Source organism: Paucibacter sp. XJ19-41 (assembly GCF_028462495.1).
Classification (GTDB): Bacteria; Pseudomonadota; Gammaproteobacteria; order Burkholderiales; family Burkholderiaceae_C; genus Roseateles_E.
The window spans coordinates 1-24063 of the sequence record NZ_JAQOWX010000045.1 but is presented as its reverse complement, the minus strand read 5'-3'; the positions used below and the strand labels follow the sequence as shown (position 1 = coordinate 24063).

At 67.5% G+C, this 24063-nt stretch carries 22 protein-coding genes and 1 pseudogene; 10 read left to right on the top strand and 13 right to left on the bottom strand.

What is annotated here, in order from left to right; translation table 11 throughout:
* Positions 1-14 precede the first annotated feature (14 nt).
* The 3 genes and pseudogenes from PO768_RS13425 (at position 15) to xerD (ending at position 2646) form a co-directional block, all read left to right on the top strand.
* A complete protein-coding gene (locus tag PO768_RS13425; RefSeq protein ID WP_272646463.1) occupies positions 15-578 on the top strand; it encodes a chalcone isomerase family protein in 564 nt (187 codons plus the stop codon).
* 114 nt (positions 579-692) lie between these two features.
* Positions 693-1670, top strand: a pseudogene (locus PO768_RS13420) (tripartite tricarboxylate transporter substrate binding protein BugE).
* 61 nt (positions 1671-1731) lie between these two features.
* Positions 1732-2646 (top strand): site-specific tyrosine recombinase XerD, encoded by a 915-nt coding sequence (gene xerD / locus PO768_RS13415; protein WP_272646462.1) that lies wholly within the window; start codon positions 1732-1734, stop codon positions 2644-2646.
* Positions 2647-2673: 27 nt separating this feature from the next.
* On the opposite strand, the gene PO768_RS13410 is transcribed toward xerD, so the two are convergent.
* Together PO768_RS13410 and PO768_RS13405 are read right to left on the bottom strand one after the other, a co-directional pair.
* Entirely contained in the window at positions 2674-3789 is a 1116-nt protein-coding gene (locus PO768_RS13410) for an NADH:flavin oxidoreductase (protein ID WP_272646461.1), read from the bottom strand.
* Positions 3786-4190, bottom strand: coding sequence for a RidA family protein (locus PO768_RS13405; RefSeq protein WP_272646460.1), 405 nt, complete (start codon positions 4188-4190; stop codon positions 3786-3788). Before PO768_RS13405 ends, PO768_RS13410 begins: the two co-directional genes overlap by 4 nt.
* Before the next feature lie 137 nt (positions 4191-4327).
* On the opposite strand from PO768_RS13405, the gene PO768_RS13400 reads away from it, so the two are divergent.
* Positions 4328-5248, top strand: a complete 921-nt coding sequence (locus PO768_RS13400) for a LysR substrate-binding domain-containing protein (RefSeq protein WP_272646459.1) — start codon at positions 4328-4330, stop codon at positions 5246-5248.
* On the opposite strand, the gene PO768_RS13395 is transcribed toward PO768_RS13400, so the two are convergent.
* A complete protein-coding gene (locus PO768_RS13395; protein ID WP_272646458.1) occupies positions 5217-5687 on the bottom strand; it encodes an Lrp/AsnC family transcriptional regulator in 471 nt (156 codons plus the stop codon). The genes PO768_RS13400 and PO768_RS13395 overlap by 32 nt on opposite strands.
* Before the next feature lie 38 nt (positions 5688-5725).
* On the opposite strand from PO768_RS13395, the gene PO768_RS13390 reads away from it, so the two are divergent.
* A complete protein-coding gene (locus PO768_RS13390; protein ID WP_137940848.1) occupies positions 5726-6328 on the top strand; it encodes a MarC family protein in 603 nt (200 codons plus the stop codon).
* A gap of 253 nt (positions 6329-6581) precedes the next feature.
* On the top strand, positions 6582-7880 hold the full coding sequence (gene aceA / locus PO768_RS13385; protein WP_440401830.1) for an isocitrate lyase: 1299 nt from the start codon (positions 6582-6584) through the stop codon (positions 7878-7880).
* A gap of 394 nt (positions 7881-8274) precedes the next feature.
* Here aceA and PO768_RS13380 read toward each other — a convergent pair whose 3' ends face one another.
* On the bottom strand, positions 8275-9432 hold the full coding sequence (locus tag PO768_RS13380; protein ID WP_272646457.1) for an iron-containing alcohol dehydrogenase: 1158 nt from the start codon (positions 9430-9432) through the stop codon (positions 8275-8277).
* A gap of 97 nt (positions 9433-9529) precedes the next feature.
* Between PO768_RS13380 and PO768_RS13375 the strand changes: the two genes are divergently transcribed.
* Together PO768_RS13375 and PO768_RS13370 are read left to right on the top strand one after the other, a co-directional pair.
* Positions 9530-10447: an alpha/beta hydrolase gene (locus PO768_RS13375; RefSeq protein ID WP_269840423.1), complete on the top strand. Its 918-nt coding sequence runs from the start codon at positions 9530-9532 to the stop codon at positions 10445-10447.
* Positions 10444-11325, top strand: coding sequence for a YbgC/FadM family acyl-CoA thioesterase (locus tag PO768_RS13370; protein WP_272646456.1), 882 nt, complete (start codon positions 10444-10446; stop codon positions 11323-11325). The genes PO768_RS13375 and PO768_RS13370 overlap by 4 nt, the downstream gene beginning before the upstream one ends.
* Positions 11326-11341: 16 nt before the next feature.
* Here PO768_RS13370 and PO768_RS13365 read toward each other — a convergent pair whose 3' ends face one another.
* The 8 genes from PO768_RS13365 to PO768_RS13330 all read right to left on the bottom strand — a co-directional run bounded on the left by PO768_RS13365 (position 11342) and on the right by PO768_RS13330 (position 18240).
* Positions 11342-12112 (bottom strand): ABC transporter ATP-binding protein, encoded by a 771-nt coding sequence (locus PO768_RS13365; RefSeq protein WP_272646455.1) that lies wholly within the window; start codon positions 12110-12112, stop codon positions 11342-11344.
* A 7-nt stretch (positions 12113-12119) separates the two neighbouring features.
* Complete coding sequence (locus PO768_RS13360; RefSeq protein WP_272646454.1) at positions 12120-13235, bottom strand: succinylglutamate desuccinylase/aspartoacylase family protein; 1116 nt, start codon at positions 13233-13235, stop codon at positions 12120-12122.
* A gap of 27 nt (positions 13236-13262) precedes the next feature.
* On the bottom strand, positions 13263-13949 hold the full coding sequence (locus PO768_RS13355; protein WP_272646453.1) for an ABC transporter permease: 687 nt from the start codon (positions 13947-13949) through the stop codon (positions 13263-13265).
* Complete coding sequence (locus PO768_RS13350) at positions 13946-14638, bottom strand: ABC transporter permease (protein WP_272646452.1); 693 nt, start codon at positions 14636-14638, stop codon at positions 13946-13948. The genes PO768_RS13355 and PO768_RS13350 overlap by 4 nt, the downstream gene beginning before the upstream one ends.
* Before the next feature lie 19 nt (positions 14639-14657).
* Entirely contained in the window at positions 14658-15452 is a 795-nt protein-coding gene (locus tag PO768_RS13345) for an ABC transporter substrate-binding protein (protein WP_137940840.1), read from the bottom strand.
* 70 nt (positions 15453-15522) lie between these two features.
* Positions 15523-16491: an alpha/beta fold hydrolase gene (locus tag PO768_RS13340; protein WP_272646451.1), complete on the bottom strand. Its 969-nt coding sequence runs from the start codon at positions 16489-16491 to the stop codon at positions 15523-15525.
* The gene (locus tag PO768_RS13335; protein ID WP_272646450.1) at positions 16488-17279 is read right to left on the bottom strand and encodes a sulfurtransferase; all 792 of its coding nucleotides are present in this window, start codon (positions 17277-17279) and stop codon (positions 16488-16490) included. Before PO768_RS13335 ends, PO768_RS13340 begins: the two co-directional genes overlap by 4 nt.
* 40 nt (positions 17280-17319) lie before the next feature.
* Entirely contained in the window at positions 17320-18240 is a 921-nt protein-coding gene (locus tag PO768_RS13330; protein WP_272646449.1) for a peptidylprolyl isomerase, read from the bottom strand.
* Between the two features lie 37 nt (positions 18241-18277).
* On the opposite strand from PO768_RS13330, the gene dnaE reads away from it, so the two are divergent.
* Positions 18278-21781, top strand: a complete 3504-nt coding sequence (dnaE, locus tag PO768_RS13325; RefSeq protein ID WP_272646448.1) for a DNA polymerase III subunit alpha — start codon at positions 18278-18280, stop codon at positions 21779-21781.
* A gap of 84 nt (positions 21782-21865) precedes the next feature.
* On the top strand, positions 21866-23152 hold the full coding sequence (locus tag PO768_RS13320) for a patatin-like phospholipase family protein (RefSeq protein ID WP_272646447.1): 1287 nt from the start codon (positions 21866-21868) through the stop codon (positions 23150-23152).
* On the opposite strand, the gene PO768_RS13315 is transcribed toward PO768_RS13320, so the two are convergent.
* Positions 23139-24063 (bottom strand): ATP-binding protein (locus PO768_RS13315; RefSeq protein WP_272646446.1); only part of this gene is annotated, 925 nt, incomplete at its 5' end. The genes PO768_RS13320 and PO768_RS13315 overlap by 14 nt on opposite strands.

Below are 24063 nucleotides of genomic sequence, written 5' to 3'. Positions count from 1 at the left end.
GGCGCCGCCTGCTCATGGCGGCACTGCTGGGTCTGGGCATCAATGCGCCGGCGCTGGCCCGCCGCTACGAGGGCTATGACTTCGACGAGAAGTTGCAGCTGGGCGGCAGCTCGCTGACGCTCAACGGCGTGGGCATGCGGGCGGTGGCGGTGCTGAAGGGCTATCTGGCGGCCCTCTACCTGGGCCGCAGCGCCAGCACGCCGGCGGCGGTCTACGCAACACCTGGCCCCAAGCGAATCCGCATCCGCATGCTGCTGGATGTCGGCACCGAGGAGTTTGTCAAGGCCATCGCCAAGGGCGTGCGCCGCAATTGCAGCGAGGCCGAGCAGGCCGCGCTGCCCGACAAGATCGAGCAGTTCAACACCCAGCTGCGCGCGGTCGCCAAGGTGCGCAGCAAGGATCTGATCGATATGGACTATCTGCCCGATCAGGGCACCTTGATCAGCCTGAACGGCAAAGTCATCGGCGCGGCGATCACGGGGCCGGAGTTCTATTTGGCCTTGCTGAAGGTTTTTCTGGGCGAGCGTCCCGTCGACAAGCGGCTCAAGGCCGGCCTGCTGGGCGCCGCGAGCGACTGATGACCGGGCCTTGTACGTAGTTCCGCTAGCATGGGTCCCGGTGTGCGTGGTTAGCATCGCGCCAGAAGCATCAATGAACTTCCCTGAGAACTGCCCCATAAAAGGAGACCGCTGATGAGCCGTCGAGTCTGGATACGTCGTTGTGTGGCCTTGAGCGCCGCTACCCTGGTCGCCCCTCTGGCCCTGGCCCAGAGCTATCCGGCCAAGCCGGTGCGCCTGATCGTGCCTTTTGCGCCGGGCGGCACCACCGATATCGTCGCTCGCGTGCTGGCCGAGAAGATCCAGGCTAATCTGGGCCAGAACCTGCTGGTCGACAACCGCGCCGGTGGCGGCGGCTCGATCGGCGCCAACGAAATCGTCAAGGCCGCGCCGGACGGCTACACGCTGGGCATGGCCACGGTGTCGACCACCGCGTCCAACCCGGCGATCAACCCCAAGATCCCTTACAACCCGCTGACCGACTTCACCTCGATCATCAATGTGGCGGCCACGCCCAATGTGATCGCGGTGCATCCCTCCTTCCCGGCGCGCGACTACAAGGGTTTTGTCGCCGAGCTGAAGAAGAGCCCCGGCAAGTACAGCTTCGCCAGCTCGGGCACCGGCGGCATCGGCCATCTGCAGATGGAGCTCTACAAGAGCCTGGCCCATGTCTTCGTGCTGCACATCCCCTAGCGCGGCGCCGGCCCGGCGCTCAACGACACGGTGGCCGGCCAGGTGCCCATCATCTTTGACAACCTGCCCTCGGCTCTGCCTTTCATCAAGGACGGCCGGCTGATCCCCATCGTTGTGGCCGCGCCCAACCGTCTGGCGGTGCTGCCCAATGTGCCGACCTTCAAGGAAGTCGGCCTGGAGCCGGTCAACCGCATGGCTTACTACGGTATCCATGGCCCGAAGAACCTGCCCAAGGAGGTGATCGACAAGGTTGCCGCGGCGGTCAAGAAGACGGTTGAGATGCCCGATGTCAAGGCCCGCATCGAGGCCACCGGCTCGCTGATCGTGGCCAACACGCCCGAGCAGTTTGCGGCCCAGACCAAGGCCGAGTTTGAGGTCTACAAGAAGGTGGTCGAGCAGCAAAAGCTCAAGCTCGATTGAGCAGGGCGCTGCACCAGTGACCAAGGGCGCCGCGTGCGCCCTTTCTCCTTTGAAGGCAAGGATGGACAAGGAATCGACGGCGCGCAGCGCCAGCGAGGCGTCGATCGCGCGCTTTGCCGAGATGCTGTGGATCGAGGACGGTCTGGCTGCCAACACGCTGGCGGCCTACCGGCGTGATCTGAGCCTGCTGGCCGACTGGCTGGCGCGCGAGCATGGTCTGGCGCTGGACGGCGCGCGGGAGCTGCATCTGCTGGGCTATGCGGCGGCCCGCCATGAGGGCAGCCGCGCGACCAGCTCGAACCGCCGCCTCAGTGTCTTCAAGCGCTACTACCGCTGGGCCTTGCGCGAGCAGGCGCTGGCCGAGGATCCGACCTTGCGTCTGGCCAATGCCCGGCAGCCGCTGCGCGTGCCCAAGGTGCTGAGCCAGGCCCAGGTCGAGGCCTTGCTGGCCGCGCCCGAGGTGGAGGACACGCTGGGCCTGCGTGACCGCGCGATGCTGGAGCTGATGTATGCCAGCGGCCTGCGGGTCAGCGAGCTGGTCGAGCTCAAGAGCGTGCATGTGGGCTTCAAGGAAGCGGTGCTGCGCATCACCGGCAAGGGCGCCAAGGAGCGCCTCGTGCCCTTCGGCGAGGAGGCGCACAGCTGGCTGCTGCGCTACTTGCAGGAGGCGCGAGCGGCCCTGCTGAAGGGCCAGCGCTGCGACGCGCTGTTCGTCACGATCCGCGGCGAAGGCATGACGAGGCAGATGTTCTGGAAGCTGGTCAAGAAGTACGCGCTGCAGGCCGGCATCACCGCGCCGCTGTCACCGCACACGCTACGCCACGCCTTCGCCACCCATCTGCTCAACCACGGCGCCGATCTGCGCGCGGTGCAGCTGTTGCTGGGCCATGCCGATCTGTCGACCACGCAGATCTACACCCATGTGGCCCGCGAGCGGCTGAAGGCGATCCACGCGGCGCATCATCCGCGTGGTTGACCGTGGTGCAGGCCCAAGCCCGACAAGCTATGCGGCCGCTTCCAGCGACTCGAGCTCCGAGGCCTTGATTCCCGCCTGTGGCGACAGCAGCGCCGGATCGAATGTCTTGAGCGCCAGGCCCCGCCTGAGCCGCTGCGGCCAGTCGGGGTTGGCCAGCGCGCCACGCGCCAGTGCCACCAGATCGGCCCCGTCGCCCAGGCTTTGCAGGGCGCGCTCGGGCTCGTGCAGACCGCCGTTGGCGATCAGACTCAGCGTGGGCAGGCTGCGGCGGGCCAGGCTTGTCAGGCTGGGGCCATCGCCGCCAAAGGCCGGACGCCAGGCCTCGTAGGCCGTCAGGTGCAGATAGTCGAGATCGGCCTGGGCCAGCGTGCCGAACAGGCGCAGCGCATCGGCCTCGGCGCCGGCCCAGCGGTGCTCGAAGTCGTTGACCTTGGACTGCGAGAGGCGCAGACCCACCGGCACCTTACTCCCGACCGCCTGGCGCACGGCCCGGCTGACCTCGAGGCTCAGCCGGGCCCGGCCGACGATGTCGCCACCCCAGCCATCCTCGCGCTGGTTGCTGTAGTCGGTCAGGAACTGGTCCAGCAGATAGCCGTTGGCGCCATGAATCTCGACAGCGTCGAAACCGGCCACCTCTACCGCCAGCCGCGCGGCCTGGGCGAAGCCGTCCACGACTTCGGCGATCTCTGCCTCCGACATGGCCTGCGGCAGCCGGTAGGGGCCGCTGCCGTGATAGGAAGCCATCTGCTCGCCCTTGGGCTGGATGGCCGAGGGGCCGACGCTGGCGTCGCGGAAGCGATTGGCCTGGGACAGCGCGCCGGCATGCATCAGCTGCGCCACGATGGCTCCGCCCGCCTCATGCACGGCGTCGACGATGGGCCGCCAGGCCTTGGCCTGGCGGGCATCGCTGAGGCCCGGCTGCCCGGCATAGCCCTGAGAGAAGGCCTGGTCGGTATAGAGGCCCTCGGTGATCAGCAGACCGAAGCCGCCCTGCGCGAAACGCAGGTAGTAACGCTGCATCGCCGCGCTGGCCAGGCCGTCCTGCGTCGCGCTGACCCGCGTCATCGGCGCGAGGGCCAGGCGGTTGGGCAGGCTCAGGCTGCCGAGGCGCCAGGGCTGGAACAGGGCATCGTGGGCCGTCATGCTGCGGTCCCGGCGGTGTCGGCGATGGCAATGGCCTCGATCTCTATCATCGCCTCCGGCGTGTAGAGGGCCGAGACCTCGACGATGGTGTCGGCCGGATAGGGCGCGCTGAACCAGCGGCGACGCAGTGCGACGATCTTGGGGAAATGGCTCATTGAGGTCAGGAAGATCGTCACCTTGACGATCTGGGACAGGTCGGAGTCGGCGGCCACCAGCGCGCGGCGCAGATTCAGCATCGCTTGCTCGGCCTGCCGGTCGAAATCGCCGTCGCCGACGATGCGGCCGTCATCGCCGACGCCGGCCTGGCCGGACACATAGACCAGACCGCCTGCCTTGATGGCCTGGGACAGCAGGTAGGGCGCATAGGGATCGGGCTGGGTGTGGACTTGTTGGAGTTTCATGGGCTTTCTCGATAGGTGATTTGAGATCATCTGGTGAAGCCGATCTCCACCAGTGAAAGCCAGTTTCTCTCTGGGTGTTGGGCCTGACAAACGGTCAATATTCAGGTGATGGATGAATTGAAATAAGCTATCGACCGATGCGAAAACTACCACCCCTGGGCATGTTGCGGGCCTTCGAGGCTGCGGCGCGGCGCCTGAGCTTCAAGGATGCAGCTGCGGAGCTGTATGTGACGCCGACGGCGGTCAGCCACCAGATCAAGCAGCTCGAAAGCTATCTGTCCCTCAAGCTCTTCGAGCGCGGCACCCGCAAGGTGATGCTGACCGCGCAGGGCGCGCGGCTTTACCCCGTGCTGCGCGAGGGGCTGGATGATTTCGAGCGGGCGCTGGAATCGCTGCGTCACAAGCCGGGTGGGCAGTTGGCGACGCTGTCGTCCACCGTGGCCTTCATGGCCCGGCGGCTGGCGCCTCGCGTCGGTGCCTTCCATGCCAGCTATCCCGACTGGCAGCTGCGGCTCAGCGCCAGCAACGAGCTGGTGGATCTCGACGGCGAGGCCGATGCGGCGATCCGCTATGGCAGCGGGCACTATCCGGGCCTGGTCGTCGAACCCCTGATCCAGGACTATTTCGCGCCGGTGTGCGTGCCGGCCCTGGCCGCCGCCGCCAGGGCAGGGCTGAGCGGCGTCGCCCTGCTGGACTTCGACTGGGGCGCCAGGGCGCGGGACGATGCACGCACGCCCAGCTGGCGCCGCTGGGCCGATCTGACGGGCGGTGGCGACATCGGGCTCGGGCAGAGCCTGTCCTTCACCGATGAGATCCATGCGGTGCAAGCGACCCTGGCAGGGCAGGGCGTGGGCCTGCTGAGCCTGACCCTGGTGGCGGAGGAGCTGGCCTCGGGTGCACTGTTGCGGCCTTTCGAGGCCTTGCTGCCGGGCTACCGCTTCGACCTGGTCTACAGCCCGCGTGCGGCCGAGCGTCCGGCCACCGTGCGGCTGCGTGAATGGGTCAGGCAGGAATTCGCCGGCCCGCTCAGCGCACCGGCAGCGGGGCCGGCGGCTTGATCTCTTCCAGGCAGATCATCGAGCGGATGTCGGCGACGCCGGGCAGCTGCATCAGCCGGTCGGTCAGGAACTGCGACAGGCTCTTCAGGTCGGCGGCGACGACCTTCAGCAGATAGTCGCAGTCGCCCGAGACGGTGTGGCATTCCAGGATCTCGGGGAAGTCGCGGATCAGGGCCTCGATCTCGCGCACGCGACCGAAGGCATCGGCCTCGATATTGAGGCTGACAAAGGCGGTCACGCCCAGGCCCAGCGTGGCCGGCTGCACCATGGCCCGGTAGCCGCGCAGCACGCCGCGTTCCTCCAGCTGCTTGACACGGCGCAGGGTCTGCGGCGGCGACAGATGGATGCGGGACGCCAGGTCCACATTGGACAGGCGGCCGTCGCGCTGCAGGATTTCGACGATGCGGCGGTCTATGGTGTCGAGTGTGGCTTCGCTCATGGTGCGGCGGATTCTCCAACAGCGCCGACAATCCAGCCATGGACCACAGTTTTCTCTCCGCCTTCATCCTCTTGCTGCTGGTGCTGGACCCGCTGGGCAGCCTGCCGATCTTCATCCCCATCATGCGAGCGGTCCCCAAGCCGCGGCGCAAGCTGGTGGCGCTGCGCGAGGTCGGCATCGCTTTCGGCGTGCTGTTCGCCTTCATGTTCGTCGGCGACGCCTTCCTGCGGGTGATGCATCTGTCGGAGCGCTCGCTGGAGGTGGCCGGCGGTGTGATCCTGCTGATCATCGCGATCCGCATGATCTTCGGCAGCAGCGGCGAGTCGGCCTATGGTCTGGAGCCCGGTCGCGAGCCCTTCATCTTTCCACTGGCCGTGCCCTTGCTGGCCGGCCCCTCGGCGATGGCCACCGTGCTGCTGCTGGCTTCGCGTCAGCCCGACCGCATCTGGGAGTGGATTGCCGCGCTCACCGCGGCCATGGTGGTCTCTGGCCTGACCCTGATCCTGGCCGACCGCATCCGCAAGCTGCTGGGCGACTCGGTGGTGTCGGCGATCGAGAAGCTGATGGGCCTGGTGCTGACCGCGATCGCGGTCGAGATGGTGCTGGCCGGGCTGAAGCGCTACTTCATCGGCGGGCTCTGAGATCGCGTCGCTGCAAATCCACGATACGAAAACGGCATTTCATATCGTGATCTTTCTTCATGCTGCGCCGCGACATTTTTTCTCATTATGGAGAAGTTGTTTTCACGATCCGGCATTGAAAGTGCAAGTTGTTGATTTTCAAGGAGAATATTTTTAGTCTTATATAAGATACAACACTTCCGCAAGGCGGAGGCGAGGACTACGCTTAAGCCATCGATTCCTTCCTACCCCCAACCGCTTGCAGGAGTACTTCATGAGCACCTTGACCCGTGAACAGCAAATCGCCGCCCTCGAAAAAGACTGGGCCGAGAACCCGCGCTGGAAGGGCATTACCCGCGGCTACACGGCCGCCGACGTGGTGCGCCTGCGTGGCTCGCTGGCCATCGAGCACACCCTGGCCAAGCGCGGCGCCGAGAAGCTCTGGGGCCTGGTCAATACCGAGCCCTTCATCAACTCGCTGGGCGCGCTGACCGGCAACCAGGCCATGCAGCAGGTCAAGGCCGGTCTGAAGGCCATCTATCTGTCGGGCTGGCAGGTCGCCGGTGACGCCAACAGCAATGGCGAGATGTACCCCGACCAGTCGCTGTACTCGGTGGACTCGGTGCCCAAGGTCGTCAAGAAGATCAACGCCACCTTCGCGCGCGCCGACCAGATCCAGTGGAGCGAGGGCAAGAACGATATCGATTACTTCGCGCCCATCGTGGCCGACGCCGAGGCCGGTTTCGGCGGCGTGCTGAACGCCTTCGAGCTGATGAAGGCCATGATCGAGGCCGGCGCTGCCGGCGTGCACTTCGAAGACCAGCTGGCCGCCGCCAAGAAGTGCGGCCATATGGGCGGCAAGGTGCTGGTGCCGACCCGCGAGGCGGTGGCCAAGCTGGTGGCTGCCCGTCTGGCTGCCGATGTGATGGGCACGCCCACGGTGCTGCTGGCCCGCACCGATGCCGAGGCCGGCGATCTGGTGACCAGCGATATCGACGACAACGACAAGCCCTTCTGCACCGGCGAGCGCACCGTCGAAGGCTTCTTCCGCACCAGGAACGGTCTGGACCAAGCCATCAGCCGCGGCCTGGCCTACGCGCCCTATGCCGACATGATCTGGTGCGAGACGGGCAAGCCCGACCTGGCCTTCGCGAAGCAGTTCGCCGATGCGATCCATGCCAAGTTCCCCGGCAAGCTGCTGGCCTACAACTGCTCACCCTCGTTCAACTGGAAGAAGAACCTGGACGACGCGACGATTGCCAAGTTCCAGCGCGAGCTCGGTGCGATGGGCTACAAGTTCCAGTTCATCACGCTGGCCGGTTTCCACAGCCTGAACTACTCGATGTTCAACCTGGCCTACGGTTACGCCCGCAACAATATGAGCGCCTTTGTCGAGCTGCAGGAAGCCGAGTTCGCCGCCGCCGAGAAGGGCTTCACGGCCGTCAAGCACCAGCGCGAGGTCGGCACCGGCTACTTCGACGCGGTGACCACGACCATCGAGCGCGAGGCCTCGACTGCAGCGCTGAAGGGCTCGACCGAGGACGAGCAGTTCTTCGACGCCAAGCATGGTTGATGCACCCCTCAAGTGATTGAGCCCCGGCATCCGGGGCTCGTATCGCCGGGCCGGCCTCCACAAGAGGTCGGCCTTTTTGCTGGCCGGTCCGCGCTCAGCCCTGCAGGGCCAGCCACCAGCGGATGAAGAAGGGCATCTGTCGGCGGCGCCCGGTGCGTCGTCCGCAGAAAGGCGTCGCCTCGGCAGGCGCTGGCAGGCTGGGATGGCGGTTCATACCGGACACATCCTGCCGATGACGCCGGCCTGCGGGTGTCAGCAATGGAAACAAAAGACTTCGGTCCATGACCCGCCTCCTGCCTGTGAACACCGCTCCATTGCAACCGATCTGCCGCTCGCCGGGCATAGGAAACCGGCTGTAAACCCTGTCGGGCATTGCCTGACGCGAGCCTCCGGGTCAAAGCGAGGCGATGAGCATCTCGCGATAGTCCTCGCGCGTGGCCAGGCGTGGATTGGTCTTGTGGCAATGGTCCAGCATCGCGCCATCGATGACGCGCTCGAACAGGTCTTCACCCACTCCCAGCGCCGCCAGCCCCGGGGCCAGGCCCAGCCGCGCATTCATCGTGCGCAGCGCCTCGGCCACCGCGTTACCGGCCGCATCGCAGCCGGGCAGGCCCATGGCCTGGGCCATGCGCTGCAGCCGGTCGTCCTGATGCAGGCTGGGGTGCTGGGCATTGAACTTGACGACGGCCGGCAGGAATACCGCGTTCAGGGTGCCGTGGTGCAGGCGCGGGTTGACGCCGCCCAGGCTGTGGCTGAGCGAATGCACGCAGCCCAACCCTTTCTGGAAGGCCATCGCGCCCTGCATGCTGGCGCTCATCATGGCCCAGCGCGCCTCGCGGTCGGAACCTGTGCCGGTGGCACGCTCGATCGCGGCCCAGCCACGGCGCAGGCCTTCCAGCGCGATGCCGTCGGCCGGCGGGTTGATGGCGGCCGACATAAAGGTCTCCATGCAGTGCGCAATCGCGTCCATGCCGGTGGCGGCGGTCAGCAGGGCCGGCAGGCCCAGGGTCAGCTCGGGGTCGCAGATCGCGGCCTTGGGCATCAGCTCCCAGCTGTGAAAGCCCAGCTTGCGACCATCGTCGACGATGATGATGGCGCCGCGCGCCACCTCCGAGCCGGTGCCGGCCGTGGTCGGCACCGCGATCACCGGCGCCACCGCCTTGGTGATCCTGGGGCTGCCGCCCTCGATGGTGGCGTAGCTCTTCAGCGGCCCCTCGTGCGTCGCGGCAATCGCGACGCCCTTGGCCAGGTCCATGCTGGAGCCGCCGCCGATGGCCACCAGGCCGTCGCAGCCGAGTTCTTGATACATCAGGGCAGCGGCGCGCACCGCCGCTTCGGTGGGGTTGGCGGGCGTGGCGTCGAACACCGGCGGCCATGCGGTGTCGGCGGCGCCCCAGGCCGCGAGCGCCTTGGCCAGCACGCCGGCAGCGCGCACGCCGGCGTCGCTGATGATCAGCGGCCGCTGGATGCCGACGCGCTCGCACTCCTGCGGCAGCAGCGCGGCGGCGCCGAAGTCGAACTGGATCTGGGTCAGGTACTGGATCAGGGCCATCGCTCTCGTCTCCTTGGGGGCTCTGGCACACTGCGCGCCAATGCCCCGAGCGTAGTTGTTGGAGATCTTGTTGAGTAGCACCTTGTTGACACCGCGCATGGCCGGTGTGCTCACGCGCATACACCGCGCCAATCGCCCGCCGTTCCACAGCCTGAGCCCGAAACAGGCGCGCATCGCCTATCTGATGGGGGCCGAGATCCTGGATCTGCCGCGCGCGCCGCTGGCCCGCATCGAGAATCTGCAGGTGCCCGGTGCCGAAGGCCCGCTGGCCGCCCGGCTTTATGCGCCCAAGACCCGGGACGAGGCCCGGTTGCCGGTGCTGCTCTATCTGCACGGCGGTGGTTTCACGATAGGCAGCCTGGAGACGCACGACAGCCTGTGCCGCCAGTTGGCGCTGCGCTCGGGCGCGGCGGTGCTGGCGCTGGACTACCGGCTGGCGCCCGAGCACCGCTTTCCGGCCGCCGTCGACGACTGCTGGGCGGTGATGCGCTGGCTGGTGGGCGCGGCCGACTCGCTGGGCCTGGACGGCAGCCGGCTGGCGGTCGGCGGCGACAGCGCCGGCGGCACGCTGGCAGCGGTCTGCGCGCTGCATGCGCGAGATCTGGGCCTGCCGCTGGCGTTGCAATTGCTGATCACGCCGGGCACCACGGCCCATGCCGACACCGCCTCGCACAAGCTGTTTGCCAACGGCTTCCTGCTCGATGCGGCCTCGATTGCCTGGTTCTTCGACCACTACATCGCCCACCACCACAAGCGCGACTGGCGCTTTGCGCCGCTGGAGGCCGAGGACCACGGCGGCCTGGCTCCCGCCTGCGTGCTGCTGGCCGAATGCGACCCGCTGGTCGACGAGGGCATTGCCTATGCCGACCGGCTGCGCGCGGCCGGCGGCCAGGTGCAGCTGGAGCTCTATCGCGGCGTGACCCACGACTTCATCAAGATGGGCCGCCAAATCCCCGAAGCCCTGCTGGCGCTGGACGCCTGCGGCCTCGCCATCAAGGAGGCCTTGCAGCCATGAGCGCCACTTCTACATCCACGCCGCGTCGTCGAGACTTCCGCTTCTTCGAGCGACTGCGCGTGCGCTGGGCCGAGATCGATGCGCAACACATCGTCTTCAACGGTCATTACCTGACCTATTTCGACACCGCGGTCGGCGGCTATTGGCGTGCGCTGGCCCTGCCTTACTCGGCGACGATGATCGAGCTGGGCGGCGATCTGTTCGTGCGCAAGGCTACGCTGGAGTATCTGGACTCGGCCCGCTTCGAGGAACTGCTCGATGTGGGCGTGCGCTGCGAGCGCGTCGGCAACAGCTCGATGAGCCTGCACTGCGCGGTGTTCCGTGGCGAAGACTGCCTGGTCCATGGCGAGCTGGTCTATGTGTTTGCCGATGCCGCCAGCCGCACGCCGAAGCCGGTGCCGCAGGGCCTGCGCGAGCTGCTGACCGGCTTCGAGAAGGGCGAGGCGATGGCGCGGGTACGCGTCGGCGCCTGGGCCGAGCTGGGCGCCGAGGCCCAGCGCATCCGCCAGGCCGTCTTCGTGGACGAGCAGAAGATCCCGGCCGAGATGGAGTGGGACAGCGCCGACACGAGCTGCCTGCATGCGGTGGCCTACAACCGGCTGGGCCGGCCGCTGGCCACCGGCCGCCTGCTCGAGCATGTGCCCGGTGTCGCCAAGATCGGCCGCATGGCGGTGATCGCGGCGCTGCGCGGCAGCCGGGTCGGGCGCGAGGTGCTGGAGGCGCTGATGCAGGCGGGCCGCGAGCGCGGTTACCGCGAGGTGCTGCTGCACGCCCAGCTGTCGGCCGAGGGCTTCTACACCCGCGCCGGCTTCCAGCGCCGCGGCCCTGTCTTCGACGAGGCCGGCATCGCCCATGTGGAGATGGTCCGGGCGCTGTAGCGCTTCGGGGGTGGGCCTATTTCAGCCCGCCGCTGAGGAACTGCTGCAGGCGCGGGCTCTGCGGCTTGAGCAGCACCTCGCGCGGATTGCCTTCCTCCTCGACCTTGCCCTGGTGCAGAAACATCGTGTGGGTCGAGACCTCACGGGCGAAACCCATCTCATGGGTGACGACAATCATCGTGCGGCCCTCGGCCGCCAGATCGCGCATCACCTTCAGCACCTCGCCGACCAGCTCCGGGTCCAGCGCCGAGGTCGGCTCGTCGAACAGCATCACCTCCGGCTCTACCGCCAGCGCCCGCGCGATCGCAACGCGCTGCTGCTCGCCACCGCTGAGCTGGGCCGGGTAGACATCCTTGCGATGGGCCACGCCGACGCGGGCCAGCAGGGCCTCGGCCTTCTCCATCGCTTCGGCCTTGGGCACGCCCAAGACATAGACGGGCGCCTCGATGACGTTCTCGATCACGGTGCGGTGGCCCCAGAGGTTGAAGTTCTGGAACACCATCGCCAAGCGGGCGCGCCAGCGCTGCAGCTGCTTGGCGTCCAGCGCCTTCAGGCTGCCGTCGCGGTCGCGGCCCAGTTTCAGTGGCTCGCCGCCCAGCGAGAAGCGGCCCTCCCAGGGCTGCTCCAGCAGGTTGATGCAGCGCAAGAAGGTGCTTTTTCCCGAGCCGCTGGAGCCGATCAGGGTGATCACATCGCCGGTGCGCGCGGACAGCGAAACGCCCTTGAGCACCTCGCGCTCGCCATAGCGTTTGTGCAGGTTTTCAATGACAAGGCTTGCTTCGGACATTTTTCTCTCAATCACCCAACAACTTACCGGTGCGCAGTGCGGTCAGGCCGGCCACCTTGGCCACCTTCATGCCGGCATGGGCGAAGCGCACCGACTCGCGCGCGAACAACAGACCATCGACCGGGCTGGTCAGCTCGCTCACCTGGTTGCTGAGGGGATCGATCACATGGGCCAGCACCTCGCCGGCCCTGAGCATCGCGCCGGCATCGCGCAAAAAGGTCAGCACGCCGGCCGATGGGCTCTTGACCGGGATGCTGCCGGCCAGCGGCCGGGCATCGCCGATGGCGGCCGGCAGCGCCGGCGCCTGGCCCGAGATCAGGCCGCGATGGGTCAGGAAATCGATGATGTGCTGCGCGTCGCGCCGGGCCAGCGCGTGGTCGACATCGGCCTGGCCGCGCAGCTCCACCGTGACCGACAGGCAGGCTTGCGGAATCGGGAAACGATTCTTGAACTGCTCGGCCCAGCGCCACCAGGGCTGGGAGCAGATCTCGTCGAAGGGCCGGTCGCCGGAGTCCTGGGCCAGCAGCGTCAGGCGCGCTCCCAGAAAGCGCGCCAGCACCTCGCACTCGGGCCAGCAGGGCGTCTCGGTATAGAGGTGCAGCACGGCCTCGGCATCGCAGTGCAGGTCCAGCACGATATCGGCGTCGCAGGACAGACTCATCAGCGTGCGGCGCAGCGACTGCAGCTCGGTGTCCACCGGGGTCTGCAGCACCGCCTCCCGCAGCGCCAGGCGCAGCAGCCGCACATTGCGCGTCGCGTCGTCGCCCAGCTCGCTCTCGATGGCGGCGGCGACATTGGCGATCTGGTCGGGGTAGTGGCGGTTGAAGTTCTCGCCCGAGTTCAGCTCGAAGCGGCCCAGATGGCCGTGCAGCAGAAACTGCGACAGGCCGATCGGGTTGGCCATCGGTACCAACACGATCTCGCCATTGATGCGGCCGGACGCTTCCAGCGCATCGAGCTGCTGGCGCAGATGGTGGGCCACCAGCATGCCGGGCAGCTCGTCGGCATGCAGCGAGGCCTGGATATAGGCCTTCTGGGCACCGGCACGACCGTAGTGCAGCGAGATCAGCTCTCGCTGGGTGCCGGGGGCGGGCGAGAGCAGGGGGTGGCGGGAGGTTTGCATGGGAATCAGCGCGGCGTCATCCGGACTTCAGCGTGGCATCAGCGGCTTGAGCCAGCGGGCCTCGGCCTTGTGGAACAGGCCCACCAGGGCCAGGGTCAGCACGAAGTAGAACAGCGCCGCCGTGATGAAGGCTTCGAAGGGCAGGTAGTAGGTGGAGTTGAGCTGGCGCGCGGCGCCGGTCAGGTCGGTGATCGTGACGATGCTGGCCAGCGAGGTGCCGTGCAGCATGAAGATGGCCTCGTTGCTGTAGGCCGGCAGCGCGCGGCGCAGCGCCGAGGGCAGCACGATGCGGCGCAGCATCACGCCACGGCTCATGCCCAGGGCCTTGGCCGCCTCGATCTCGCCGTGCGGCAGCGCGCGGATGCTGCCGGCGATGATCTCGACCGTGTAGGCGCAGGTGTTCAGCGCAAAGGTCAGGCAGGCGCAGAACCAGGCCGAACTCAGATAGGGCCAGGCCGCGCTCGCGCGCACCGCCTCGAACTGGGCCAGGCCGTAATAGATCAGGAACAGCTGCACCAGCATCGGCGTGCCGCGGAAGAAATAGGTGTAGAGCCAGACCGGGCCCGACACCCAGCGCGAGGGCATGCAGCGCAGCAGGGCCAAGGGGATGGCCACTGCCAGGCCCAGCACCAGCGAGATCAGCAGCAGTTGCAGGGTGGTCCAGGCGCCGCTGACATACAGCGGCAGGTTTTCGGCAATCGCGTCCAGATTCACAACAGTCCTTGGCGCACGCCGACGGAGAAGCGCTTTTGCAGATGCTTGAACACCAGCTCGGAGACGCTGGTGAAGGCCAGGTAGATCACGGCCACGGCCGCGTAGAACACAAAGGGCTCGCGCGTCGTGCCGGCCGCCTGCGAGCCGCGGGTCATCAGGTCGTGCAGGCCGATCACCGAGACGATGGCCGTGCTCTTGATCAGCACCAGCCAGTTGTTCGACAGGCCCGGCAGCGCATGGCGGAACATCTGCGGCAAGGTGATGCGCCGGGCGATCTGCCAGCCGCTCATGCCGTAGGCCAGGCCGGCCTCGCGCTGGCCCGGTGGCACGGCCAGGAAGGCACCCCGGAAGGCCTCGGTCAGATAGGCGCCGAAGATGAAGCCTATCGTCAGCACGCCGGCCAGATAGGGGTCGACGTCGACATAGTCCTCATGCCCCAGGGCCAGCGCGATCTCGTTGACGGCCAGCTGGCCGCCAAAAAAGATCAGGAGCATCAGCACCAGATCGGGCACACCGCGTATCACCGTGGTATAGACCTGGGCGCCGCCGCGCGCGGCCCGGACGCGCGAGAGCTGGGCCAGGGCGCCGGCCATGCCGAGCACCATGGCCAGGGCCAGAGAGGCCAGGGCCACGCTCAGCGTGACCAGGGCACCCTCCAGCAGGCTGGGCAGAAAGCCGTGCAGAAACATGCGTTGATGAGCGGCTTGCTTACTGCTTCGGCGAGACGTCGTACTCGAAGTACTTGTCGTTGAGCTTCTTGAACGTGCCGTTGGCGCGCAGCGCGGCGATGGCATCGTTGAACTTCTTGCCCAGGGCCTTCTCGTCGGCCTTGCGCATGCCCACACCCGAACCGGTACCGAAGTACTTGACGTCGTCAAAGGCCGGGCCGATGAAGGCATAGCCCTTGCCGCCCGGGGTCTTCAGGAAGCCGGTGTCGATGGCGACGGAGTCGGCCACGGTGGCGTCGATGCGACCCGACTTCAGGTCCAGATAGGCCTGGTCCTGGGTGGCGTAGCGCACGATCTCGCTTTGCTTGAACTGGTCGGCGGCGAACTTCTCGTGGATGGTGGCGCGCTGCACGCCGATCTTCTTGCCCTTCAGGCCGGCGGCGCTGATGTCCAGCTTGGCGTCGGCCTTGGCGGCAAAGCGGGCCGGGGTGTTGTAGTAGGCCTTCGAGAAGGCGATGGCCTTCTTGCGCTCATCGGTGATGGACATCGAGGCGATGATGGCGTCGATCTTGCGCGCCTGCAGGGCCGGGATCAGGCCGTCGAAGTCCTGCTGCACCAGCGTGCACTCGGCCTTCATCTCGGCGCACAGGGCCAGCGCGTAGTCGATCTCGAAGCCCTTGAGCTTGCCGTCCGGGCCGACCTCGGAGAACGGAGGGTAGGCACCCTCGACGCCGATGCGGACCTTCTTCCAATCGGGCGCCTGGGCGTGGCTGCTCAGGGCGGTGAGGGTGCTGCAGGCCAGGGCGGCCAGAGCGATCAGATGACGACGTTGCATGCGTTCTCCAAGAAATGTGCGAATGGCAAAACAAGGTGAGGATATTGCAATGCCCATGAGGCAAAAGGCATCAGGGTTTGAGCGAATGTAAAAATTCCTGCATCACGGCCACGGTGGCGGCCGGATCTTCCTCCTGCGGCACATGGCCCAGCGCCTCGAACAGCACCAGGCGGCTGCCGGCAATCGCGTCGGCAAAGGCCTGGCCATAGGCGGGCGGGATCAGCCGGTCGCGGCCGCCCCAGAGGATCAGGGTCGGCTGCTTCAGGTCGGCCAGGCGTGCCGTGTTCTGGCCCGGCCGCATCTGCTGGATGCGCTGCAGCAGCGCTGCGCGGTTGCCCTCGCGCAGGGTCAGCTCGAAATAGCGGTCGACCAGGGCGGTGTCGACCTTGGCCGGGTCGCCATAGAGATTGGCCACGCTGGCCTCGACCAGGCGGCGCGGCAGCAGGCCGCTGACCAGGCCTCGCAGCACCGGCAGGCGCGCCAGCTGCAAGGCCAGCGGCACCGAGTCGGGTTTGAAATCATGGCCGGCGGCATCGATCAGCACCAGGGCCGCGACCCGCTGCGGCGCCTGGGCGGCCAGCTGCCAGGCGATCTGGCCCCCCAGCGAGTTGCCGGCCAGCACGACGCTCGGCAGCTTCAGATGATCGAGCAGGGCCAGCACGAAAGCGATATAGGCCTCGTCGCTGTAGTCGCCCTGCGGCTGCGCGCCGCTGAGGCCGAAGCCGGGCAGGTCGAAGCTGATGACGCGGCGCCGCGGCTTCAGCGCGGCGGCCCAGCCTTCCCAGCTGTGCAGGCTGGCCGCCGTGCCATGGATCAGCACGATGGGCTGCGGGTCGTCGCTGGGACCTTCGTCGCGCAGATGCACCAGCTGGCCACCCAGCTCGATGAAGTCCGAGGGCGGCGGCGCCCAGCGCGCCACCAGGCTCTCCAGCGAGCGCTCGGGCGCGCGGAAGGCGGCCATCATCAGCGCCGCCGCGAGCAATAGCAGGCCGAGCAGCTTCAGCAGCAAGCCGCCCGGCCCCGTCCGTTCACGTCTCATGGCTGGGGCGCTCGATGGGCCTCGCTGGCTGGGCGCTCGATCTCGATGGCCGGGTGCAGGCCGGCGTCCAGCGCCTCGCGCTGGTCAAACACAAAGCAGCTGCCGTGGTAGTGCGGGCCGCCGGTCTCCTCGAAATATTTCAGGATGCCGCCCTCGAGCTGGTAGACGGGGCCGTCCAGCCCCTGCTGCTGCAGATACAGCGCGGCCTTCTCGCAGCGGATGCCGCCGGTGCAGAAGCTCACGACGGTCTTGCCCATCAGCTCCTCGCGGTGCTGGCGCACGGCCTCGGGGAACTCGCTGAACTTGTGGATGCGCCAGTCGATCGCGCCGTCGAAGGTGCCGTAATCGACCTCGAAGGCATTGCGGGTGTCCAGGGTCACGACCGGCCGGCCCGCATCGTCATGGCCCTGATCCAGCCAGCGCGCCAGCGTGGCGGCGGGCAGGGCGGGTGCGCGCTCGGCCTGGTCCGGCCGGATCGTCGGATGGTTCATCCGGATGATCTCGGGCTTGACCTTGACCAGCAGCTTCTTGAAGGGCACGGTCTCGCTCCAGCTTTCCTTCGGGCTCAGCGGGGCGAAGCGGGCGTCCTCGTGCAGGGCCGCGACCCAGCGGCGCACCGCCTCGGCCGTGCCGGCGAGAAAGAGATTGATGCCTTCCTCGGCCAGCAGCACCGTGCCCTTGAGCTCCAGGCTCAGGGCCAGCTCATGGAGGCGCTCACGCAGCGCGTGGCAGTCGGGCAGGCCTACGAAAAGATAGGCCGAGATGTTCAGAATCGGAGCGTTTTGCATGGCGGACAGGCCGGGATTGTAGGCATGTCGCGCCGCAGCTTCATTTGACAGGCGGCGCGGGCCGGGTCGGCACGCTGGCGCTGCAGAGCTCGATATGGCCCGGGCTGTGCACAAACCAGCCGCTGCGCCAGCGCCGCGCGTCCAGCAGCGCGCCCCAGGTCTTGCTGTCGGTGCGCAGCAGCTGCAGAGCCGGGCGCTCGCTCTCGGGCATATCGGCCAGCAGCCGGGTGCGCTGTATCGTCAGGCGCTGCTCGGGCTTGTCGTAAAAGCCCATATTCGGGCCGCCGCGCGGCAGGCTGGACAGCAGCTCGATGCCCTTGAGCACCCGGCCGACCACGGTGATGTTCAGGTCCAGCCCGCGCGGCGCATGGCCGATCACCGCATAGAGCTCGGTGCCGTTGCTGGAATCGACCGCATTGCCGCGCCCGGCACCGACCATGCCGTAGCAGTGCGCCAGCCAGGCGCGGGCCTGCTTCGGGTCGGCGGCGACCGGGAAGCCGTGGACAAAACCGGGTACCGGCGCCCAGCCGTCGACATCGGGCAGCCGGGTCAGCGCCAGGCCCATCAGCGCAATCGAGAACTCGGCCGGCAGCTTGGCCTCGGCCTTGCCCAGCGGTTTGGCCAGCTTCTCGTCCTCGCCGTTCGGATCGCCCCACTGGGTGACGAAATTGTCCTGCACGCGCACGACGGCCAGGCCGTCGTAATAGCCGCCGCGCGCCAGTTGGCGGATATTGGCCGCATGGCGGGGTGCGAAGCGCGGTGCCAGCTCGATCAGGACCTGACCCTGGGGCAGTTCCATCAGCACGGTGTTCTCGGGGTCCAAGCCGCGCCAGTCGCCGGCCGGTGACTGGGCCAGGATCTCGGCGCTGCTGGGTCTGGCCGCTGTCGGCGGCGGATCGGCGGCCCAGGCAGCGGATGCGAGAGCCAGAAGCAGCAGGGCGGGCGGTGTTGTCGTGCGCATGGGCGGCGAGCATAGCGCCGCTCTCTACAATCCCGCCATGCCCTTCGTCCATCTGCGTACCCATACCGAGTTTTCCGTCGTCGACGGCACCCTGAGAATCGACGATGCCGCAGCGGCGGCGGCCAAGGACGGACAGCCGGCACTGGCCGTCACCGACCTGGCCAATCTGTTCGGCGGCGTCAAGTTCTACAACGCCTGCCGCAAGAAGGGTGTCAAGCCCATCCTGGGTGCCGACTGCTGGCTGGAACCCGAGGGTTCGGACAAGCAACCCTCGCGCGTGCTGCTGCTGATCCAGAACAAGCAGGGCTATCTGAACCTCAGCGAGCTGCTGTCGCGGGCCTGGATACAGAACGTGATACGCAACCAGGCCTGCCTTAAGCTTGAATGGCTGCAGGAGCTGGGCGAGGGCCTGATCTGCCTGTCGGGCGCCCAGCATGGCGGCCTGGGCCAGGCCCTGCTGCAGGGCGACAAGGCGCGGGCGCTGGACTGGGCGCAGCGTCTGTCAAGCCTCTTCCCACAGCGTTTCTACATCGAGCTGCAGCGCGCCGGCCTGCCCGGCCAGGAGGCGCTGGTGCTGGCCAGCGTGCCCTTTGCCGCCGAGCTGGGCCTGCCGGTGGTGGCCACCCACCCGGTGCAGTTCCTGGCCGAGGAAGACTTCGAGGCCCATGAGGCGCGGGTCTGCGTGGCCGAGGGAGAGACCCTGGCCAACCCCAAGCGTATCAAGCGCTTCCTGCCGGGCCAGTATTTCCGCCCGCAGGCGGATATGGAGGCGCTGTTCGCCGATGTGCCCTCGGCGATCGCCAACACGGTGGAGATCGCGCGGCGCTGCAGCCTGTCCCTGGTGCTGGGCAAGCCGCAGCTGCCCGATTTCCCGACGCCGCTGCAGGACGACGGCACGCCGATGCCGATGGACGTCTATTTCCGTGCGCAGAGCTTTGACGGCCTGGAGCACCGGCTCAAGCAGCTCTACCCCGACCCGGCCAAGCGCGATGCCGAGCGGCCGCGCTATGTCGAGCGCCTGGAGTTCGAGCTGAACACCATCATCAAGATGGGCTTCCCGGGCTATTTCCTGATCGTGGGCGACTTCATCCAGTGGGCCAAGAACAATGGCTGCCCGGTGGGCCCGGGCCGGGGCTCGGGGGCCGGCTCGCTGGTGGCCTATGTGCTCTTGATCACCGACCTGGACCCGCTGCAGTACAACCTGCTGTTCGAGCGTTTCCTGAACCCCGAGCGGGTCTCGATGCCCGACTTCGACATCGATTTCTGCCAGGGCAACCGCGACCGGGTGATCGACTACGTCAAGGACAAATACGGCCGCCCGGCGGTCAGCCAGATCGCCACCTTTGGCACGATGGCGGCCAAGGCGGCGCTGCGTGATATCGGCCGGGTGCTGGGCATGGGCTTCGGCCAGGTCGACTCAATCGCCAAGCTGATCCCGGCGCCCCCCGGCAAGACCGTGACCCTGGCCCTGGTGCCCGAGAAGCCCGACGACAAGATCATCTACGCCCGCAAGGAAGCGCCCGAGATCGAGGAGCGCGAGGCGCTGGACGAGGAGGTGGCGGGTCTCTTGAAACTGGCCGCGCGCGTCGAGGGCATGGTGCGCAATATCGGCATGCATGCCGGCGGCGTGCTGATCGCGCCGGGCAAGATCACCGATTTCTGCCCGCAGTACCAGCAGCCCGGCTCGAGCTCGGCGGTCAGCCAGTACGACAAGGACGACGTCGAGGCGATCGGCCTGGTCAAGTTCGACTTTCTGGGCCTGGCGACCTTGACCATCATGGAGCTGGCCAAGGAATTCATCACCACGCGCTATCCGCAGCACAAGGACTTCGCCTTCGAGACGATTCCTCTGGACGACCGCAAGACCTACAAGCTGTTTTCCGACGGCCTGACCGAATCGGTGTTCCAGTTTGAATCCAGCGGCATGCAGAAGATGTTGCGCGAGGCCAAGCCCTCGCGGCTGGAAGACCTGATTGCGCTGAACGCGCTGTACCGGCCGGGGCCTATGGACCTGATCCCGACCTTTGTCGCGCGCAAGCACGGCAAGGAGAAGGTCGAGTACCCGCACCCGCTGGCCGAGGCCGTGCTGGCCGAAACCTACGGCATCATGGTCTACCAGGAGCAGGTGATGCAGACCGCCCAGGTGCTGGGGGGCTACACGCTGGGCGGCGCCGACATGCTGCGCCGCGCGATGGGCAAGAAGAAGGCCGAGGAAATGGCCGCCCACCGCGAGCTGTTCCGCAAGGGCGCGGCCGAGAAGGGCATCGATCAGGACAAGGCCGACGAGGTCTTCGACCTGATGGAGAAGTTCGCCGGCTACGGCTTCAACAAGTCGCACGCCGCCGCCTACTCGCTGCTGGCCTATCACACCGGCTGGCTGAAGGTGCATTTCACGGCCGAGTTCTTCGCCGCGAACATGACCATCGAGTCGGACGACACCGACAAGCTCAAGGTTCTGATGAACGATGCCAAGCTCTTCGGCATCGAGTTCGAACCGCCCAATGTGAACCTGGGCGTGCACCGCTTCGAGCCGCTGTCGGAACGCAAGATCAATTACAGCCTGGGCGCGATCAAGGGCACCGGCGTCGGCGCGATCCACGCCATCGTCGCGGCGCGCACGGAGGGCGGGCCGTTCAAGAGCTTCTTCGACTTCTGCGCCCGGGTCGACCGCAAGCAGGTCAACAAGCGCGTGGTCGAGGCCTTGATCACGGCCGGCGCCTTCGACGCGATCGAACCCGACCGCGCCCGCCTGCTGGCCAGCGTGGCGCTGGGCTACACCTATGCCGAGGGTCTGGCGCAGAACGTCGACCAGGGCGGCTTGTTCGACTTCGATGACACCCATGGCTCATCGACCGCCGAGCCGCCGCTGGTGCAGGCCGGGCCCTGGAGCATCAAGGAACGGCTGAGCCTGGAGAAGACCGCGATCGGCTACTACCTCAGCGGCCATCTCTTCGACCAGAGCGGCGAGGAGGTGCGGCGCATGGTCAAGCGCCGCGTCGCCGATCTGCAGGACAGCCGCGAGCCCATCATGGTGGCCGGCATCGTCGGCGATCTGCGCATCATCAACGGCCACCGCGGCCGCGTCGCGATCTTCAAGCTCGACGACAAGAGCGACGCGATCGAGGCGGTGGCCAACGAGGAGCTGATCAATGCCCACAAGGAGTTGCTGGCCGACGACGAGCTGATCATCGTGCAGGGCAAGGTGCAGAACGACCGCTTCTCAGGCGGCCTGCGCCTGACCGTGCAGGCGGTCTGGGATCTGGCCGGCGCGCGGGCACGCTTCGGCCGCTATGTCTATGTGCCGGTCAAGAACAAGCTGCCGCCGCTGGACGAGGTGGTCAAGCAATGGCCGGCGCGCCAGCAGCAGGGCGAACAGGGCGTCGTCAACCAGGGTCTGAAGGTCATGACCCACCACTTCCTGGCCAGCGGCCAGGCCAAGATCGACCTCGGCGAGGACAGCCGCTTCTGGCCTTGCGACGAAGCGCTGCAGCGCTTCGCAGCGATCAGCCCGGAGCCGCCGCAGATCGTCTATGAGGCTTGAGCAGGTTCGGACATCCTGTCGCTTGACCGCGACTCCCCCGTAGTTCTGGCTTTGCGAGCTTGCAACAGGACGTAAGCTGTCGCAGTGAAGAAAGTGCCGCCCTATGCTCAAGTTCCTGTTCCGACCACCGGTCTGATACTGACCGGCGGCGGCGCGCGCGCCGCCTACCAGGTCGGTGTGCTGGCGGCGCTGGCCCAGCTCAAGCGCGATGCCGGCGTCGTCGAGGGCAATCCCTTCAAGGTGATTGCCGGCACCTCGGCCGGCGCCATCAATGCCGCCACGCTGGCCTGCAATGCCGACGACTTCGATGGTGCGGTCGACGGGCTGACGCATCTGTGGCAGAACCTGCATGTCGAGCAGGTCTATGCGGCCGACTCCTTCGGCGTGATACGCACCGGCGCGCGCTGGATGACGATGATGAGCCTGGGCTGGGCCTTGGCGCGCTGGAAGCGCTCGCGCCCGCGCAGCCTGCTGGACAATGCGCCGCTCGGTGCCCTGCTGCGCCGCTGGGTGCGCATGGAGCGGCTCGACGAGATGCTGGCGGCCGGCCATATGCAGGCGCTGGCGATCAGCGGTTCCAGCTACACCTCGGGCCAGCATGTGACCTTCTACCAGACCCAGCTGCCGTTCGAGCCCTGGCTGCGCTCGCAGCGGGTGGCCGTGAAGACACGGCTGTCGATCGAGCATCTGATGGCCTCGTCGGCCATCCCCTTCATCTTCCCGGCCGAGCTGCTGGACCTGGACGGCCGGCAGGAATGGTTCGGCGACGGCTCGATGCGCCAGAGCGCGCCGATCTCGCCGGCCGTGCACCTGGGCGCCGACCGGGTGCTGGTGATAGGCGCGGGTCGCATGCATGAGCCGCCGGGGGCGCGCCGCGAGGTGCTGGTCGAGGGCCACCCGAGCATGGCGCAGATCGCCGGCCATGCCTTGTCGAACATCTTTCTGGATGCGCTGGCGGTCGATGTCGAGCGCCTGCAACGCATCAACAACACGCTGGGCCTGCTGACGCCCGAGGCCCGCCGCGCGACGCCGCTGCGGCCGCTCGATGTGCTGGTGATCGCGCCGAGCCGGCGCCTCGATGATCTGGCGGCCGAGCACCAGGCCAGCCTGCCGCCGCCGATCAAGGCGCTGCTGCGCAGCGTCGGCGTGGCCGGCGAGGGCAAGGCCGCCAGCGGCTCGGCGCTGACCAGCTATCTGCTGTTCGAGCCCTCGTTCACCGGCGAGCTGATCATGCTGGGCATGGCCGACACGCTGGCGCGGCGTGCCGATGTGCAGCGCTTCTTCGGCTGGCCGGCCCAGGCGCCCAGCGTCGATCCGGCCGCGATGCGCAAGCGTCGCGCCGGTTTTGCCGAGACCCTCAGCCCGGCGTAGCCAGCGGCAGCCGCAGTTCGGCGCGCAGGCCGCCCTCGGGGCGATTGATCAGCTGGAGGCTGCCGCCTTGGCGCTGCATCAGGTCGCGGGCGATATAGAGGCCCAGGCCCATGCCACCGGTGTCGCGGTTGCGCGAGCCCTCCAGCCGGTAGAAGGGCTGGAACACCGCCTCCAGCTGGGTCGGCGGGATGCCGGGCCCCGCGTCGTCGATGCGGATGCAGACCTGGCGGCCCCGCGACTCGACACCGATGTCGGCGCGGCCGCCATAGCGCAGGGCATTACCCAGCAGATTGCCCAGCACCCGGCGCAGCGCCAGCGGATGGGCCCGCGCAATGGCCGGCGCGGCGGTGTAGACCACCGGCTGGCCCTGCTCGATCAGGTCATCGCTGAGCGCCTGCAGCAGCGCGTCGATATCGGTGTCCTGCAGCGGTTCGGCGGCCTGGGTCTGGCTGCGGAACAACTCGAGCACCGTGTCGATCAGGCCGTTCATCTCGCGGATGTCGGCGACCGAGCGCTCGCGCAGCGCCGGTGCCGCGTCCATGGTTTCCAGCCGCATGCGCAGCCGCGTCAGCGGGGTGCGCAAATCATGCGAGATCGCCGCCATCATCAGGCCGCGCTCGCTGAACTGGCGCTGCAGCTCGCGGGCCATGCGGTTGAAGACCCGGGCGGCCTCGCGCACCTCCTGGCTGCCGCTGTGTTCATCGAGTGCCGGCAGGGGCTGCTGGTCGCCCAGGGTCTCGCTCAGGGTCTGCGAGGCCTGCACCAGGCGGCGCACCGGCGCGGCCACCCAGCGCGAGCCGAACCAGGCCGCCAGCGCGATCACCAGCAGGCGCACGCCGTAGTCCAGCAGCAGCGCATCGGTGGGCAGGCCGGCCGCCTGCGGGGGCGGCCGGCCCGGGCCGTCGGGTGGC

What these genes read in the sequence shown, in the direction of transcription:
- PO768_RS13425 (WP_272646463.1), top strand. Translation starts at nt 15, where the DNA reads ATGGCGGCACTGCTGGGTCTGGGCATCAATGCGCCGGCGCTGGCCCGC.
- xerD (WP_272646462.1), top strand. Translation starts at nt 1,732, where the DNA reads ATGGACAAGGAATCGACGGCGCGCAGCGCCAGCGAGGCGTCGATCGCG.
- PO768_RS13410 (WP_272646461.1), bottom strand. Translation starts at nt 3,789, where the DNA reads ATGACGGCCCACGATGCCCTGTTCCAGCCCTGGCGCCTCGGCAGCCTG.
- PO768_RS13405 (WP_272646460.1), bottom strand. Translation starts at nt 4,190, where the DNA reads ATGAAACTCCAACAAGTCCACACCCAGCCCGATCCCTATGCGCCCTAC.
- PO768_RS13400 (WP_272646459.1), top strand. Translation starts at nt 4,328, where the DNA reads ATGCGAAAACTACCACCCCTGGGCATGTTGCGGGCCTTCGAGGCTGCG.
- PO768_RS13395 (WP_272646458.1), bottom strand. Translation starts at nt 5,687, where the DNA reads ATGAGCGAAGCCACACTCGACACCATAGACCGCCGCATCGTCGAAATC.
- PO768_RS13390 (WP_137940848.1), top strand. Translation starts at nt 5,726, where the DNA reads ATGGACCACAGTTTTCTCTCCGCCTTCATCCTCTTGCTGCTGGTGCTG.
- aceA (WP_440401830.1), top strand. Translation starts at nt 6,582, where the DNA reads ATGAGCACCTTGACCCGTGAACAGCAAATCGCCGCCCTCGAAAAAGAC.
- PO768_RS13380 (WP_272646457.1), bottom strand. Translation starts at nt 9,432, where the DNA reads ATGGCCCTGATCCAGTACCTGACCCAGATCCAGTTCGACTTCGGCGCC.
- PO768_RS13375 (WP_269840423.1), top strand. Translation starts at nt 9,530, where the DNA reads ATGGCCGGTGTGCTCACGCGCATACACCGCGCCAATCGCCCGCCGTTC.
- PO768_RS13370 (WP_272646456.1), top strand. Translation starts at nt 10,444, where the DNA reads ATGAGCGCCACTTCTACATCCACGCCGCGTCGTCGAGACTTCCGCTTC.
- PO768_RS13365 (WP_272646455.1), bottom strand. Translation starts at nt 12,112, where the DNA reads ATGTCCGAAGCAAGCCTTGTCATTGAAAACCTGCACAAACGCTATGGC.
- PO768_RS13360 (WP_272646454.1), bottom strand. Translation starts at nt 13,235, where the DNA reads ATGCAAACCTCCCGCCACCCCCTGCTCTCGCCCGCCCCCGGCACCCAG.
- PO768_RS13350 (WP_272646452.1), bottom strand. Translation starts at nt 14,638, where the DNA reads ATGTTTCTGCACGGCTTTCTGCCCAGCCTGCTGGAGGGTGCCCTGGTC.
- PO768_RS13345 (WP_137940840.1), bottom strand. Translation starts at nt 15,452, where the DNA reads ATGCAACGTCGTCATCTGATCGCTCTGGCCGCCCTGGCCTGCAGCACC.
- PO768_RS13340 (WP_272646451.1), bottom strand. Translation starts at nt 16,491, where the DNA reads ATGAGACGTGAACGGACGGGGCCGGGCGGCTTGCTGCTGAAGCTGCTC.
- PO768_RS13335 (WP_272646450.1), bottom strand. Translation starts at nt 17,279, where the DNA reads ATGCAAAACGCTCCGATTCTGAACATCTCGGCCTATCTTTTCGTAGGC.
- PO768_RS13330 (WP_272646449.1), bottom strand. Translation starts at nt 18,240, where the DNA reads ATGCGCACGACAACACCGCCCGCCCTGCTGCTTCTGGCTCTCGCATCC.
- dnaE (WP_272646448.1), top strand. Translation starts at nt 18,278, where the DNA reads ATGCCCTTCGTCCATCTGCGTACCCATACCGAGTTTTCCGTCGTCGAC.